Origin of the sequence: Streptacidiphilus sp. ASG 303, from assembly GCF_020991365.1 — a bacterium.
Lineage (GTDB): Bacteria > Actinomycetota > Actinomycetes > Streptomycetales > Streptomycetaceae > Peterkaempfera.
Genome location: NZ_JAJLRA010000002.1, coordinates 293,789 through 308,812 on the forward strand (window position 1 = coordinate 293,789; position 15,024 = coordinate 308,812).

The 15,024-nt window shown below is 75.2% G+C and carries 12 protein-coding genes; 3 read left to right on the top strand and 9 right to left on the bottom strand.

Annotated features, from left to right (window positions below):
* Nucleotides 1–42: 42 nt before the first annotated feature.
* The 4 genes from LO771_RS03990 to hisD are packed head-to-tail and all read right to left on the bottom strand — an operon-like array spanning nt 43 to nt 3,273.
* A complete protein-coding gene (locus LO771_RS03990) occupies nt 43–192 on the bottom strand; it encodes a hypothetical protein (protein WP_230648175.1) in 150 nt (49 codons plus the stop codon).
* Complete coding sequence (hisB, locus tag LO771_RS03995) at nt 189–782, bottom strand: imidazoleglycerol-phosphate dehydratase HisB (RefSeq protein WP_230648176.1); 594 nt, start codon at nt 780–782, stop codon at nt 189–191. Before hisB ends, LO771_RS03990 begins: the two co-directional genes overlap by 4 nt.
* Nucleotides 779–1,969 carry a histidinol-phosphate transaminase gene (locus tag LO771_RS04000; RefSeq protein ID WP_230648177.1) on the bottom strand — a complete coding sequence of 397 codons (1,191 nt, stop codon included), beginning with the start codon at nt 1,967–1,969 and terminating at the stop codon, nt 779–781. Before LO771_RS04000 ends, hisB begins: the two co-directional genes overlap by 4 nt.
* The gene (gene hisD / locus LO771_RS04005; protein ID WP_230648178.1) at nt 1,966–3,273 is read right to left on the bottom strand and encodes a histidinol dehydrogenase; all 1,308 of its coding nucleotides are present in this window, start codon (nt 3,271–3,273) and stop codon (nt 1,966–1,968) included. The genes LO771_RS04000 and hisD overlap by 4 nt, the downstream gene beginning before the upstream one ends.
* 100 nt (nt 3,274–3,373) lie before the next feature.
* Between hisD and LO771_RS04010 the strand changes: the two genes are divergently transcribed.
* The 3 genes from LO771_RS04010 (at nt 3,374) to ybaK (ending at nt 6,509) form a co-directional block, all read left to right on the top strand.
* Complete coding sequence (locus tag LO771_RS04010) at nt 3,374–4,951, top strand: oxidoreductase (protein ID WP_230648179.1); 1,578 nt, start codon at nt 3,374–3,376, stop codon at nt 4,949–4,951.
* 275 nt (nt 4,952–5,226) lie between these two features.
* Entirely contained in the window at nt 5,227–5,946 is a 720-nt protein-coding gene (locus tag LO771_RS04015) for an LON peptidase substrate-binding domain-containing protein (RefSeq protein ID WP_230648180.1), read from the top strand.
* 53 nt (nt 5,947–5,999) lie between these two features.
* Nucleotides 6,000–6,509, top strand: a complete 510-nt coding sequence (gene ybaK / locus LO771_RS04020; protein WP_230648181.1) for a Cys-tRNA(Pro) deacylase — start codon at nt 6,000–6,002, stop codon at nt 6,507–6,509.
* Between the two features lie 94 nt (nt 6,510–6,603).
* On the opposite strand, the gene LO771_RS31245 is transcribed toward ybaK, so the two are convergent.
* The 5 genes from LO771_RS31245 to dnaE all read right to left on the bottom strand — a co-directional run bounded on the left by LO771_RS31245 (nt 6,604) and on the right by dnaE (nt 14,741).
* Entirely contained in the window at nt 6,604–7,473 is an 870-nt protein-coding gene (locus tag LO771_RS31245) for a hypothetical protein (protein WP_308188826.1), read from the bottom strand.
* 92 nt (nt 7,474–7,565) lie between these two features.
* Nucleotides 7,566–8,387, bottom strand: a complete 822-nt coding sequence (locus tag LO771_RS04030) for an ABC transporter permease (protein WP_230648182.1) — start codon at nt 8,385–8,387, stop codon at nt 7,566–7,568.
* On the bottom strand, nt 8,384–9,346 hold the full coding sequence (locus tag LO771_RS31250) for an ABC transporter ATP-binding protein (protein WP_230648354.1): 963 nt from the start codon (nt 9,344–9,346) through the stop codon (nt 8,384–8,386). The genes LO771_RS04030 and LO771_RS31250 overlap by 4 nt, the downstream gene beginning before the upstream one ends.
* Before the next feature lie 195 nt (nt 9,347–9,541).
* On the bottom strand, nt 9,542–10,759 hold the full coding sequence (locus LO771_RS04040; protein WP_230648356.1) for an NYN domain-containing protein: 1,218 nt from the start codon (nt 10,757–10,759) through the stop codon (nt 9,542–9,544).
* 439 nt (nt 10,760–11,198) lie between these two features.
* The gene (dnaE, locus tag LO771_RS04045; RefSeq protein WP_308188827.1) at nt 11,199–14,741 is read right to left on the bottom strand and encodes a DNA polymerase III subunit alpha; all 3,543 of its coding nucleotides are present in this window, start codon (nt 14,739–14,741) and stop codon (nt 11,199–11,201) included.
* Between the last annotated feature and the right edge of the window lie 283 nt (nt 14,742–15,024).

Sequence of the window (15,024 nt, forward strand, 5' to 3'; positions counted from 1 at the left end):
CCCCGGGTGCGGGGGTCCCGGGCCCGGGCCCCGGTGGTGCGGCTACAGGCGCATGAGGCCGGAGGCGAGGCAGAGCACCGCGCCGATGGCGAGCACCGCGATGACGCTCCTGGACTGCTTCTGCTTCCAGAACGAGTACACGCCGCCGAGCAGGAAGAGGCCGAGAGCGATCAGCAGGACGGCGGGGCTCACAGGGCGCCCTTCGTGGAGGGGATGGTGCCGGCGGCGCGCGGGTCGCGCTCGGAGGCGTAGCGCAGCGCGCGGGCCAGGGCCTTGAACTGGCACTCCACGATGTGGTGGGCGTTGCGCCCGTACGGGACGTGGACGTGCAGGGCGACCTGCGCCTGGGCCACGAAGGACTCCAGGATGTGCCGGGTCATGGTGGTGTCGTAGGCCCCGATCATGGGGGCCATGCCCTCCGGCTCGGTGTGCACCAGGTAGGGGCGGCCGGAGAGGTCGACGGTGACCTGGGCGAGGGCCTCGTCCAGCGGGACCGTGCAGTTCCCGAAGCGGGTGATGCCGCGCTTGTCGCCGAGGGCCTGCCGGAAGGCGGCGCCGAGGGCGAGGGCGGTGTCCTCGATGGTGTGGTGGGTGTCGATGTGCAGGTCGCCCTCGGTCTTGACGGTGAGGTCGAAGAGGCCGTGGCGCCCGAGCTGGTCGAGCATGTGGTCGTAGAAGCCGACGCCGGTGGAGACGTCGACGGTGCCGGTGCCGTCGAGGTCGATCTCGACCAGGACGGAGGTCTCCTTGGTGGTGCGCTCGACACGGCCGGTGCGGGTCATGCGGAGGGTTCAGAGCTCCTTGCTGCGGCGTCCGCCGCGGGGGCGGCCGCCTTGAGGACGGTTCGGACGGCGTCGAGGAAGGCGTCGTTCTCGGCGGAGGTGCCGGCGGTGACGCGCAGCCAGCCGGGGACGCCGTTGTCCCGGACGAGGACGCCCCGGTCGAGGAGGGCCTGCCAGACGGCGTGGGTGTCCTCGAAGCGGCCGAACTGGACGAAGTTGGCGTCGGAGTCGACGACCTCGGCGCCCTCGGCCCGCAGGGCCTCCACGAGCCGGTCGCGCTCGGCCTTGAGCCGGTCGACGTACCCGAGGAGGGTGTCGGTGTGCTCCAGGCAGGCGAGCGCGGTCGCCTGGGTGACGGCGGACAGGTGGTACGGGAGCCGCACCAGCTGGACGGCGTCGACCACGGCCGGGTCGGCGGCGAGGTAGCCGAGGCGCAGCCCGGCGGCGCCGAACGCCTTGGACATGGTGCGGGAGACCACCAGGTGCGGCCGGCCCTCGATGAGGGGCAGCAGCGAGGGCCGGTGGGAGAACTCCACGTACGCCTCGTCGACGACGACCATGGTGGGCTTCACCGCCTGGGCGGCGTCGTGGAGGGCGAGGACGGTCCCCGCGTCGACGGCGGTGCCGGTGGGGTTGTTGGGCGAGCAGACGAAGACCACGTCGGGGCGGTGCTCGGCGATCGCCGCCTTCGCCGCCTCCGTGTCGATGGTGAAGTCGTCGTTGCGGGGCCCGGGGATCCAGCCGGTGCCGGTGCCGCGGGAGATCAGCGCGTGCATCGAGTAGGAGGGCTCGAAGCCGAGGGCGGTGCGGCCGGGCCCGCCGAAGGCCTGCAGCAGCTGCTGGAGGACCTCGTTGGAACCGTTGGCCGCCCACACCTGCTCGCGGGTGACGGCGTGGCCGCCGGTGCGGGTGAGGTACTCGGCGAGGCGGGTGCGCAGCTCGACCGCGTCCCGGTCGGGGTAGCGGTTGAGGTTCCGCGCGGCCTCGGCGACGCGCTCGGCGATGCGGGCGACCAGCGGCTCGGGCAGCGGGTGCGGGTTCTCGTTGGTGTTCAGCCGCACCGGGACGTCGAGCTGGGGCGCCCCGTACGGGGACTGGCCGCGCAGCTCGTCGCGGACGGGCAGGTCGTCGATGCGGGTGACCGGCGCGGGGTTCGCAGGCGTGGGGGTCGCAGGCGTGGGGGTCACAGTCCGGGCGTCTCCCAGTCGAAGCGGGCGCGGATCGCGTCGCCGTGGCCGGGCAGGTCCTCGGCGGTGGCGAGGGTCACCACGTGGGCGGCGACGTCGGCGAGGGCCTCGCGGCTGTAGTCGACGACGTGGATGCCGCGCAGGAAGGTCTGCACGGACAGGCCCGAGGAGTGGCAGGCGCAGCCGCCGGTGGGCAGCACGTGGTTGGAGCCGGCGGCGTAGTCGCCCAGGGAGACCGGCGCGTACGGGCCGATGAAGATCGCCCCGGCGTTGCGGACCCGGGCGGCGACGGCGGCGGCGTCGCGGGTCTGGATCTCCAGGTGCTCGGCGGCGTAGGCGTCGACGACGCGCAGGCCCTGGTCGAGGTCGTCGACGAGGACGATGCCGGACTGGCGGCCGCCGAGCGCCTCGGTGATGCGCTCGCGGTGCCTGGTCGCGGCGACCTGCGGCTCCAGCTCCTTCGCGACCCGGTCGGCGAGCTCGACGGAGTCGGTGACCAGCACGGCGGCGGCCATCGGGTCGTGCTCGGCCTGGCTGATGAGGTCGGCGGCGAGGTGGCGGGGGTCGGCGGAGTCGTCGGCGAGGATGGCGATCTCGGTGGGGCCGGCCTCGGCGTCGATGCCGATGCGGCCCTTGAGGAGGCGCTTGGCGGCGGCGACGTAGATGTTGCCCGGGCCCGTGACGAGGTTCACGGGGCGGCACTCGTCGGTGCCGTACGCGAACATGGCGACCGCCTGGGCGCCGCCGACCGCGTACACCTCGTCGACGCCGAGGAGGGCGCAGGCGGCGAGGATGGTGGGGTGCGGCAGGCCGCCGAACTCCTTCTGCGGCGGGGAGGCCACCGCGATGCCCTCGACGCCGGCCTCCTGGGCGGGCACGGTGTTCATGACCACGGAGGACGGGTAGACGGCGAGGCCGCCGGGGACGTACAGGCCGACGCGCTCGACCGGCACCCAGCGCTCGGTGACGGTGCCTCCGGGCACCACCTGCACGGTGTGGTCGGTGCGGCGCTGCTCGCGGTGGACGATGCGGGCCCTGCGGACGGACTCCTCCAGGGCGGCGCGCACCCTCGGGTCGAGCCCGGCCAGCGCCTCGTCGATCGCCGTCTGCGGCACGCGCACCTGCTCCAGGCGCACCCCGTCGAACCGCTCGGTGATCTCGATGAGCGCGGCCGTGCCGCGATGGCGCACGTCGTCGCAGATGGGCCGCACTCTCTCCAGCGCGGCCTCGACGTCGAACTCGGCGCGGGGCAGCAGGTCGCGCGGGTCGCCGGTGGCGCCGCGCAGGTCGATTCGAGAGATCACTCTGCCCAGTGTAAGGAGTGGCCGGAACCATCGGCCGCAGATTCCAGTCCGTGATACACCAAGTGGGACGTCGGGGGTGACACGGGAGGGGGGTCCGGGCGTGGACGGGCCGCCGGAGGACTGGTCGGAACCGGAGCGCCGCCTGTGGGCCGCGTACCGGCGCGGGGAGACGCTGGACCTGCGCAGCGGCGTGCCGGAGGAGGACCACCCGGTGACCTCCGGGCCGTGGGGGCCGGAGCGCACGGTGCGGGCGGAGACGATGGCCCGGCTGCTGCTGGACGGTCCGCCGCCGGAGTCCGGGCGTGTCGCGAGCCTCAAGGTCACCGGTGCGTACGTCACCGGGGCGCTGGACCTGGCGGGCGGCGTGGTGGCGGCCTACGTGGAGCTGCGGGGCTGCCGGTTCGAGCGCAAGATCCTCATGTCGGAGTGCCGGGCGGGCACGGTGCGGATGATCGGCTGCCTGGTGCCGCGGATCGAGGCGTCGCGGCTGGTCACCGAGGGCGACCTGCACCTGCCGCGGTGCGTGCTGACCGGCGGGCTGCGGCTGACCGACGCCCGGATCGGCACCGACCTGCTGCTGAACCAGGCCACCGTCGGCGGCGACCGCAACGACCGAGCGATAGCCGCCGACGGCCTCACCGTGAGCCAGGACGTCGAGGCGGAGCTGATGCGCTGCACCGGCGAGATCAGCCTGCGCAGCGCCCGGATCGGGGGGCGGCTCTCGCTGCGGGGCAGCGCGCTGCGGGCCCGGCCGGGCCGGATCTGCCTGAACGCGGCGCGGATCAGCGTGGAGCACACGCTGTACCTGAGCCGCTGCTGGCTGAGCGGGTGGAGCACGTCGGGCTCCGACTACGGCTCCGGGTACGGCGAGCGGCCCGCCGACCAGGCGGCGAGCGTGCCGTTCACGGCGCGCGGCGGGGTGCGGCTGGACGACGGCCGGTTCGGCAACGCCTGCCTGATCGACCGGGCGGAGTTCCGGCTCGGCGAGGGCGAGGAGCTGTCGCTGCGCCGCATCCAGACCCCGGAGCTGCGGTTCTGCCTCTCGCGCACCCCCACCGGCCGGGTCTCGCTCTCCCGGGCCCGGGTGGGCACCCTGATCGACGCGGTGGAGAGCTGGCCGGGCGGCGGGCGGGTGGGGCTGACGGGCTTCGTGTACGAGTCGCTGCGGCCGGCCGCGGACTTCCCCCTGGCGAAACGTATCGCCTGGCTGGACGGCGCCCTGGGCGACTTCCGGCCCGAGCCGTACGAGCAGCTCGCGGCGGCGCTGCTGCGCGACGGCCTCGACGAGGACGCCCGCGCCGTCCAGCTCGCCAAGCACCGCCGGCGCCGCTCCACCCTGCCGCTGCTCGGCCGGCTCTGGGGGCGGCTGCAGGACACCACCGTCGGCTACGGCTACCGGCCGGCGCGGGCGGCGCTGTGGATGGCGCTGATCTGGGCGCTGGGCGCCGCGTACTTCGCCGGCCACCCGCCGCAGCCGCTGAAGGCCGACGAGGTGCCGCACTGGAACGCCGCCCTGTACGCGATGGACCTGCTGCTGCCGCTGATCGACCTCGGGCAGGACGGCGCGTGGAAGCCGTCCGGCGCCGACCAGTGGGCCGCCACCGCGCTCGTCCTGCTGGGCTGGGTGCTGGCCACCACGGTGGCGGCGGGCGCCACCCGGATGCTGCGGCGCGGCTGAGCCGCCGGCCCCCGGCGGCCCCTCGCGCGACCTGCCGTGATGACACCGCGTCGCCGCCCGCCCCCGACGGGTGGCGGGGCCCGGCCGGGGCTGCCAGGGTGGAGGGGCCGGGGGTCCGCGAACGCCCGTACCGGGGCGCTGCCCCGAGCGTGCCCCGGTACGGGCCACACCGCAGGCGCCGGCGCGCGGCGTCCCGGCCGGGCAGCCGCCGCCGCGCGGCGTCCCGACCGGGCAGGGGGCGCGCGACGGCGCCCCGGCCACGTACGCTGTGCGCCGTGACCGAACGGCTGCCGCTCTTCCCGCTGGGCTCGGTGCTCTTCCCCGGCCTGGTGCTCCCCCTCCACGTCTTCGAGGAGCGCTACCGCCGCCTGGTCGCCGACCTGGAGGCGCAGCCGGAGGACGTGCCGCGGCGCTTCGGGGTGGTGGCGATCCGCGACGGGCAGGAGGTCGCCCCGGTGCGGGACACCGACGAGCCAGCGGGGGCGGCGGACGGCTTCGGGCCCGACCCGGTGCGGGCGCTGCACACGGTGGGCTGCGTCGCCGAGGTCGCCTCGGCGCAGGCCCGGCCCGACGGCCGCTACGAGCTCATCGCCACCGGCACCACCCGCTTCCGGCTGCTGTCCGTCGACGCCTCCGGCCCCTACCTGGTCGGCGAGGTCGAGGAGCTGCCCGAGACCGAGGGCCCCGGGGCGGGCGCGCTGGCCGCCGGGGTGGTGCAGGCGTTCCGCCGGTACCAGAAGCGGCTGGCCGGGGCGCGGGAGAGCACCCTGGCCGCCGAGCAGGAGCTGCCCGACGACCCCCGGGTGCTCTCCTACCTGGTGGCGGCGGCCTCGGTGCTGGAGGTCGCCGACCGGCAGCGGCTGCTCGCGGCGGCCGACACCACGGAGCGGCTGGCCGTCGAGCTGGAGCTGCTGCGCCGTGAGACGGCGGTGCTCTCCCGGCTGCCGTCGCTGCCCGCCTGGGAGCTGACCCGGGCGGCGGTCAACCCCAACTGAGCGGGCGGCCCCGGGCGAACGGCCGGCGGCAGGCAGCCGGCCACCGAGGAGGCATGGCGCAGGTGGGCGCGAGGAAGAAGGGCACGGGCGGACGGGGCACCCCGGCCACGGTGGCGCTGGAGGCCGCGGGAGTGCCCTTCACGGTGCACGCGTACGTCCACGACCCGGCGGCCGCCTCGTACGGCGGGGAGGCGGCGGAGGCGCTGGGCACGGCGCCGGAACGGGTCCTCAAGACCCTCGTCGCCGAGGTCGACGGGGCACTGGCGGTGGGGGTGGTCCCGGTGGCCGGACAGCTGGACCTCAAGGCCCTGGCGGCCGCGCTGGGCGGCCGGCGCGCGGCGATGGCCGACCCGGCGGCGGCCGAGCGGGCCACCGGGTACGTCCGCGGCGGCATCTCCCCGCTGGGCCAGCGCCGCCGGCTGCCCACCGTGGTGGACGCCGGCGCGCTGGGGCACGCCACGGTCTACGTCTCGGCGGGCCGCCGGGGCCTGGAGGTCGAACTGGCGCCGCAGGACCTGGTCTCCCTCACCGGCGCGGTCACCGCGCCCATCGGCCGGGCCTGACCCCGGCCGCCCGGCCGCCGACCGCGGCGCCGGGAACGGCGGGGTGGGCGGGAACGGCGGGGTCGGCGGGGGCGCGGGGACGACGGCGGGCGGCTCAGTGCTCCGCGGCCGGGAGCGGCGGCTGCGGCGGCTGGGGGGACTGCGGGACGCCGTGCCAGTACGGTCCGGGCTGCGGCTCGCGGCGCCCGAAGGCCGCGGTCAGCCCCAGCAGCACCACCATGGCCGTCATCGGCCACACCAGCAGGGCGCCCTTGGCCCCGAGCTGCAGCGCCGCGTCGAAGACCCTGCCCTCCCCCACCTGGCGGGCGTGGGCGACCATGTCGCTCGTCGGTCCCAGGGCGATGCCGAGCCGCCAGGCCGCGACCGCGCCGAGCAGGCCGCCCAGCGCGAGGCCGACGGCGACGGCGACACCGCCGCCGCGGCGGCGGGTGAGCAGGAAGGCGGTGAGGGCGCAGAGCGCCCCCGCACCCAGTCCCAGCAGGGCGAAGACACCGTCGGCGGCGGCTCGCTGCTCCCCCTCGGGGTCCTTGAGGTAGACGGCCCTGGTGTCGGCGTACAGCGGCACGCGGGGGGCGAGCCAGAGCCAGAGCAGCCCCACGGCCAGTCCGGCGAGGAGGCTGCCCGCGGCGGCCAGCGCGCCGACCCGGACCTCCGCACCGGGGTTGCGCGGCGGCTGCTCGGCCGGGGGCACGGAGGGGAGGCCGGGCTGCCCGTACCCGTACCCGTGGGCGGCCGCGGGCGGCTGCGGACCGGGGTGGGCGGCCGCGGGCGGCTGCGGACCGGGGTGGGCGGCCGCGGGCGGCTGCGGACCGGGGTGGGCGGCCCCGGACGGCGGGGTCCACTGCGCCGGGTCCCCCGGGGTCCGGGGCCCCTGCCCCGGGGCTCCGGCGGGCTGCGGGGCCGGCGGCTCCGTGCCGGGGGCGGTGGGGCGGCCGGGACCCGGAGGGGTGTTCGGTGCGGTCACCGGCCCATCGTCCCACGCCGGGCGGCGGCGCGGGTCCCCAGGTCGCCCCGCGGCCGGCCGGGGGCCCGCCCGGCCGGCCGCGGGGGCGCGGCTCAGCGGCCGGAGACGGCCGCCCGGCGGTAGGCCCGGGTGGCGGCGGTGAGCGAGAGCAGGCCGACGGCCGCGCACACCGCGAGGTCGGCGCCGACGGCGGCCCAGTCCGGTGCGGCGTCGAAGGTGCGGGCGAAGGCCTCCACGCCGTACGTGGAGGGCAGCAGGTCGCGCAGCAGGCGGACCGCCTCCGGCATCCGGGAGGCCGGGAGCACGCCCAGCAGCAGCGCGGCGGACATGCCGAGCTGCCCCAGCAGGGTCGCGATCTCCTGGCGGGGGGCCAGCAGGCCGCAGACGGCGCCGAGGCCGGAGAGCGCGGCCCCGGCGAGCGGCACGACCGCGAGCAGGATCCACAGGTGGGCCCAGGGCAGGCCGAACAGGCCGGCGCCGACCGCCGCGGTGACGAGCGTGCCGGGCAGCGTGAAGGAGGCGTACGCGCCGGCCGCGCCGAGCACCACGGCGGCCGGCGGCACCGGCAGCGTGGCGTAGTGGTCGAGGCCGCCGGTGGCGCGCAGCCGCCCGAAGTACTGGGCGAGCAGGTTGAGCGCGACGAAGGCGACGACGAGGACGCTGGAGCCGGCGACGACGGCGCGGGCCGAGTCGTTGCCGCCGGAGTCGACGACGCCGCGCATCATGACGAGGATGCCCAGCGACTGGAAGGTCGCCACGAAGAGGAGCGGCATCCGGGCGACCCGCGCGCGGGAGAGCTGGGCGCGGTAGACGGCGGCCAGGGCGGGCAGCAGCCGGGCGGCGGGCGCCAGCGGCGCGGGGGCGGGCCGCCCGGGTGTGGCGGCGGGCGCGGTGGCCTCGGCGGACGCGGTCACCCGGCCTGCCCTCCTTCGCGGTCGGCCCCCTGTGCGGCGCCCAGGTCGAGGTAGGCGTCCTCCAGGGTGGGCGTGGCGAGGGTGAAGTCGTCGAGCGCGGCGAAGGCCGGCCCGGAGGTGACGGCGGCGACCAGCTCCCTGGCCTCCTCGGGGGTGGTGCGCAGGGTCCAGCGGCGGCCGGAGACCCGGGCGCGCCCGGCGGCGGCGGCCAGGACGGGCACGTCCGGCGGGGCGTCGGTGCGCCACACCAGCTCCAGCCGGACGCGGCCGTCGACCAGGGCCTTGAGCCGCCCGGGGGTGTCGCAGGCGAGGACGCGGCCGCCGTGGACGACGGCGACCCGGTCGAGGACGGTCTCGGCCTCGATGACGTTGTGGGTGACGAGCAGGACGGTGGTGCCGTGCTCGGCGCGGCGGCGGTCCACGGCGGCCCAGACGGCGCGGCGGGCGACGGGGTCCATGCCGGTGGTGGGCTCGTCCAGGACCAGCAGGGGCCGCTCGCCGACGAGGGCGGCCCCGAAGCAGGCCAGGCGGCGCTGGCCTCCCGAGAGGCGGCCGACGGGGCGGTCGGCGAGCGGTTCGAGGCCGAGCTCGGCGAGGACGGCGTCGCGTTCGGCGCGGGCGCGCCGGGCGGGCAGGCCGCGCAGCCGTCCGGTGGTCTCGGCGGCGAGGGCGACGGTCAGCTCGTCGAGCGCGGTGGACTCCTGGCCGAGGTAGCCGAGGAGGCGCGGCGCCCGCTCCGGGTGGCGCACCAGGTCGTGGCCGAGGACGTCGATGCTGCCCTCGTCGGGCCGCAGCAGGCCGGTGAGCTGCCGCACCAGGGTGGACTTGCCCGCGCCGTTGGGGCCGAGCAGGCCGAAGACCTCGCCGCGGCGGACGTCGAGGGAGATCCCGTCGTTGGCCCGCACCTCGGCGGCCTTCGCGCCGCGCCCGGTGCGGTAGGTCTTCACCAGGCCGCGCACGGTGCAGCACGGCCCGGCGGCGGCCGGATCGGACGCCTGCGGTGCCTGCGGCGCCCGCGGCGCCTGCTGAGGAGTCTGCGTGCTCACCCGTCACCGGCCGGGGGGACATGCGTGGTGCCCGTACTCACGGGTCACGACTCTACGCCGGGATCGGGACGGGCCGGGACACGGGGCCGGGGCAGGGGCACGGGGCCCTCAGTCGTCGACCGAGACCATCTCGCCGCCGGGCACGCGGGCGGCCAGCTCGCGCCAGAAGCCGGCCCGGATGGCGTAGCGGTCGTGCTCGTCGATCTGGTCGTCCTTGTGGGCGAGGAGGCCGAAACGGGCGGCGTAGCGCAGCAGCTCGCCGTCGACGCGGTGCGGGATCCGCGGGTAGTCGGACCACAGGACGGTGAGGCGTTCGAGGTCGCCGAGGCGGTCGGTCCAGCGGCGGGCGAAGACCTGGCCGACCTCGTGCGGGTCGCCGCCGACGGTGGTGATGTCCTCCTCGCGGTCGGCCCAGCGCTGCTCGGCGGTGGTGACCTGGGCGAGGGTGGGCAGGGCGTCGCCGGGCGTGGGGGCCTCGCCGCCCCGCTCGACCCAGCCCCGGTCGGAGGACCAGCGCAGGACGGCGGCGTGGGGCTGCCGGTCGGCCGCGGCGGCGGCCTGCTGGCCGGCGGCGGTGCGGCCGGCCAGTCCGGCGAGGTCCTTGGGGGTGGGCACGGCCCGGTGGGCGGCGGCGGGCGCGGGGCGCTCGGCGGGGCGGGGCCGGGCGGCCTCGCCCTCGGCGGCGGCGGCCGGGGCGGCGGACTGCCGGCCGGGCGGGGCGGAGAGGATCTCGGCGATCTCGGGGCTGGGCACCGGGGGCCGGCAGGCGGCGGCCGCCTCGCGGACGCGGACCCACCGGGTGATCCACTCGCGGTCGAGGACCCGGCGCTCGTCGGCCTCGGCGACGAGGTCCTCGGACTGGTTGAAGTCGCCGTCGGCGGCCTGGACGGCCCACAGGTGGACGGCGACGCCGTGCTCCTTGGCCGCGGTCATGCCGGGCAGCAGGTCGCCGTCGCCGGTGACGAGGACGACGTCGGCGCAGGCGCGGTTGCGGGCGAGCTCGGACAGCTCGGCGTGCATGGCGGCGTCGACGCCCTTCTGCACCCAGCGGCCCTCGGCCCTGGTCAGGGCGCCGAGGCGGACGGTGACGCGGGGCATGACCCGCAGGCGGCGGTGCTCGGGCATGGGGCGGCGGTCGGGGGCCGCGTCGAACCAGTAGATGCGGAGCAGCGGCAGGCCGGTCTCGGCCTCGGCGCGCTCGCGGAGCGAGCCGATGAGGTCGGTGTGGTCGACGGCGATGCGGGAGCGGGCGGGCTCCCCGGCGAGCAGGCTGGCGGCGGCGCCGAGCAGGTACCCGGCGTCCACGAGGACGACGCAGCGGTCCACTTCCACACCTCTTCCCGAGGGGCCCGGCCGCGTACGACGCGGGGGGCCGCCCACCGTTCAGATGTCCATACCCGGCGGCCGGGCGGCGAACCGCTGTGAAGGATCTTGATTCACCCGGTCACGCCCCGGGGGCGGCCGTTCGATGATCTTGTCACTGCGGGGCGCCCGCACCCGCCGGGGTCGTGTGCGCGCCGTGTGGGGATTCTCTGGAGGTGCCGGCGCACCGGGTCCCCGCACCCTGCGGGCAGCACTCCGGCGGCGGGCGGCGCCGCCGGCGGCGTCCGGACCCCCGGGCACGGCACGCCGCACGCGGTGCGGGCGCCGCACCCCTGCCAGGGGTGCGGCGCCCGCGCCGCCGGGCCGGTCAGGCCGGACCGGTCAGGTCAGGGCGGGCCGGTCAGGTCGGGCCGGTCAGGTCGGGCCGGCCAGGCCGACCCGGTCAGCCCGCCGAGCCCGCCAGGCAGGAGGGGCCGAGGAGCTGCTTGAGGTCGCCGAAGAGCGCCGGGTCGGAGGTGACCCGGTGCCGGTCCAGACGCAGCACGGTGGTCTTGCGGCGGCCCTCCAGCCGGAGCCGGACCTCGGTGTTGCCCTTGTGGTGCGCCAGGACCTCGCCGAGGCGGGAGACCAGCGGCGGGGTGATCTTCACCATGGGGATGGAGATCACCACGGGCGCGTCGGCGTGGGCGTCGGAGAGGTCGGGGACGATCAGCTCCATGCCCATGAGCCGGGGCACGTCCTCGCGCTTGTCGAGCTTGCCCCGGACGAAGACGACGGCGTCCTCGACCAGCTGGGTGGAGACGAGCTGGTAGCTGGCGGGGAAGAACATGCAGTCGATGGATCCCGCCAGGTCCTCGACGGTGGCGATGGCCCAGGCGTTGCCCTGCTTGGTCATCTTCCGCTGGAGGCCGGAGATGATGCCGCCGATGGTGAGGATGGAGCCGTCGGGGCGCTCGGCGAGGTCGGCGATCGCGCAGTCCGCCTTGTCGGCGAGGACGTGCTCGATGCCGTGCAGGGGGTGCGAGGAGACGTACAGGCCGAGCATCTCCCGCTCCTGGGTGAGCAGGAAGGACTTGTCCCACTCCTCCTCGGAGAAGACCACGTCGAGGCCGAAGCCGGGCCCGTCGTCCTCGACGGCGTCGCCGCCGAAGAGGTCGAACTGGCCCTCGGCCTCCTTGCGCTTGACCCCGACCACGTTGTCGATCATCGGCTCGAACTGGGCGGTCAGCCCCTTGCGGGTGTGGCCCAGGGAGTCGAAGGCGCCGGCCTTGATCAGCGACTCGACGGTGCGCTTGTTGCAGACGACCGACTCGACCTTGTCGAGGAAGTCGGGGAAGGAGGTGTACTTCCCCTTGGCCTTGCGGGTGCGGACGATCGAGTCGACCACGTTGGCGCCGACGTTGCGGACGGCGGTGAGGCCGAACCGGACGGTGTCGTCGCCGTGCGGGGTGAACTCGGCGTCGGACTCGTTGACGTCCGGCGGCAGCACCTGGATGCCCATCTTGCGGCACTCGTTGAGGTAGACCGCCGACTTGTCCTTGTCGTCCTTGACGGAGGTGAGGAGCGCCGACATGTACTCGGCCGGGTAGTTGGCCTTGAGGTAGGCGGTCCAGTACGAGACCAGGCCGTAGCCGGCGGTGTGGGCCTTGTTGAAGGCGTAGCCGGAGAAGGGGACCAGCACGTCCCAGACGGCCTGGATCGCGGCGTCGGAGTATCCCCGCTCGCGGCAGCCCTTCTGGAAGGGGACGAACTCCGCCTCCAGGATCTCCTTCTTCTTCTTGCCCATGGCGCGGCGCAGCAGGTCGGCCTGGCCGAGCGAGTAGCCGGCGAGGATCTGGGCGGCCTTCTGCACCTGCTCCTGGTAGACGATCAGGCCGTAGGTGGGCGCCAGCACCTCCTTGAGCGGCTCCTCCAGCTCGGGGTGGATCGGGGTGATCTCCTGCTGGCCGTTCTTGCGGAGGGCGTAGTTGGTGTGCGAGTTGACGCCCATCGGGCCCGGCCGGTACAGCGCGAGGACGGCGGAGATGTCCTCGAAGTTGTCGGGCTTCATCAGGCGCAGCAGCGAGCGCATGGGGCCGCCGTCGAGCTGGAAGACGCCGAGGGTGTCGCCGCGGGCCAGCAGCTCGTAGGCGGGCTTGTCGTCGAGCGGCAGCTCCAGCAGCTCGATCTTGCGGCCCTTGTTCTTCTCGATCGCCTTGACAGCGTCGTCCATGATCGTGAGGTTGCGCAGGCCCAGGAAGTCCATCTTCAGCAGTCCGAGCCCCTCGCAGGTGGGGTAGTCGAACTGCGTGATGACGGCGCCGTCGGTGTGCCGGGTCCAGACCGGGATGTGGTCGGTCAGCGGCTCGGCGGACATGATGACGCCGGCCGCGTGGACGCCGGGCTGGCGGATCAGGCCCTCGATGCCGCGGGCGGTGTCGATGACCTTGCGGACGTCGGGGTCGTTCTCGTACAGGCCGCGGATCTCGCCCGCCTCGCCGTAGCGGGGGTGCGAGCTGTCGGTGATGCCGGAGAGCGGGATGCCCTTGCCCATGACGTCCGGCGGCATGGCCTTGGTGATGCGGTCGCCCATGGCGTACGGGTAGCCGAGGACCCGGGAGGAGTCCTTGATGGCGGCCTTCGCCTTGATGGTGCCGTACGTGACGATCTGGGCGACCTTGTCGGAGCCCCACTTCTCGGTGACGTAGCGGATCACGTCGCCGCGCCGGCGCTCGTCGAAGTCGATGTCGACGTCGGGCATGGAGATGCGCTCGGGGTTGAGGAACCGCTCGAAGATCAGGCCGTGCGGGATGGGGTCGAGGTCGGTGATGCCCATGGCGTACGCGACCAGCGAGCCGGCGGCGGAGCCTCGGCCGGGGCCGACCGCGATGCCCTGGCCCTTGGCCCACAGGATGAAGTCGGAGACCACGAGGAAGTACGCGGGGAAGCCCATCTGGCAGATGGTCTCCATCTCGTACTCGGCGAGCTTGCGGTGCTCCTCGTCGTAGCCGTTCGGGAAGCGGCGGTCCATGCCCTTCCACACCTCGGCGCGGAAGAACGCCTCCTCGGAGTCGAAGCCCTCCGGGATGGGGAAGCGCGGCATGAGGTTCTTGAACTCGAACATGCCGGCGGTGTCGACCCGCTCGGCGACCAGCAGCTGGCTGTTGCGGCAGCCCTCCTGCCAGGCGTCGGAGGAGTCCACGGCGTACATCTCGGCGGCGGACTTGATGTAGTAGCCGGTGCCGTCGAACTTGAAGCGGTCCGGGTCGGAGAGGTTCTTGCCGGTCTGCACGCAGAGCAGCAGGTCGTGCGCGGCGGCGTCCTCCTCCCGGGTGTAGTGGGAGTCGTTGGTGACGACCGGCGGGATGCCGAGCTTGCGCCCGATCTCGACCAGGCCGTCGCGGACCCGCTTCTCGATGTCGAGGCCGTGGTCCATCAGCTCCAGGAAGTAGTTCTCCTTGCCGAAGATCTCCTGGTACTCGGCGGCCGACTTCAGCGCCTCGTCGTACTGGCCCAGGCGCAGCCGGGTCTGCAGCTCGCCCGAGGGGCAGCCGGTGGAGGCCATCAGTCCGGCGGCGTGCTCGGCGAGGATCTCCTTGTCCATCCGCGGCCACTTCACCAGCCAGCCCTCGGCGTAGGAGCGCGAGGTCAGCTTGAAGAGGTTGTGCAGGCCCTCCTTGTTGCGGGCCCAGATGGTCTTGTGGAGGTAGGCGCCGGACGCGGAGACGTCGTCGCGCTTCTGGTGCGGCTGGCCCCACAGGATGCGCTTGGGGTTGGTGCGCTTCTCGGGCGCGACGTACGCCTCGATGCCGATGACCGGGGTGATGCCGGCGGCGGTGGCCTGCTTGTGGAACTCCGCGGCGCCGTACATGTTGCCGTGGTCGGTCATCGCGACATGGGTCATGCCCTGCCGCTCGACCTCCTTGAAGAGCTCCTTCAGGCGGGCGGCGCCGTCCAGCATCGAGTACTCGGTGTGGACGTGCAGGTGCGCGAAGGAGTCGCTCACGGCAGGGGCCTCCGGGGGCTCGCAGGCGGTCGGGCGGGCGGTGGACGCGCGGGGTGACGGCCGGGCACGCAGCGTGTGCGGCGGGGCCGGAAACACGTGAGGCCCGGACCGTCACGGCCCGGACCACGTCTCACACGTTCACGGGAGCCGAGTCTATCCCCGCCCGCCTCCCCCGTCTCCCCGGATGCCGTCCGGACACCGCCGGTCCGGGCGGCGGGGGCCCCGGACCTGGGACGCCGCCCCGGGGGCGGGCACAATGTCCGGGCGCGCCGCCGCGAGGCGC

What these genes read in the sequence shown, in the direction of transcription:
- ybaK (WP_230648181.1), top strand. Translation starts at nt 6,000, where the DNA reads ATGGCGCAGGTGGGCGCGAGGAAGAAGGGCACGGGCGGACGGGGCACC.
- hisB (WP_230648176.1), bottom strand. Translation starts at nt 782, where the DNA reads ATGACCCGCACCGGCCGTGTCGAGCGCACCACCAAGGAGACCTCCGTC.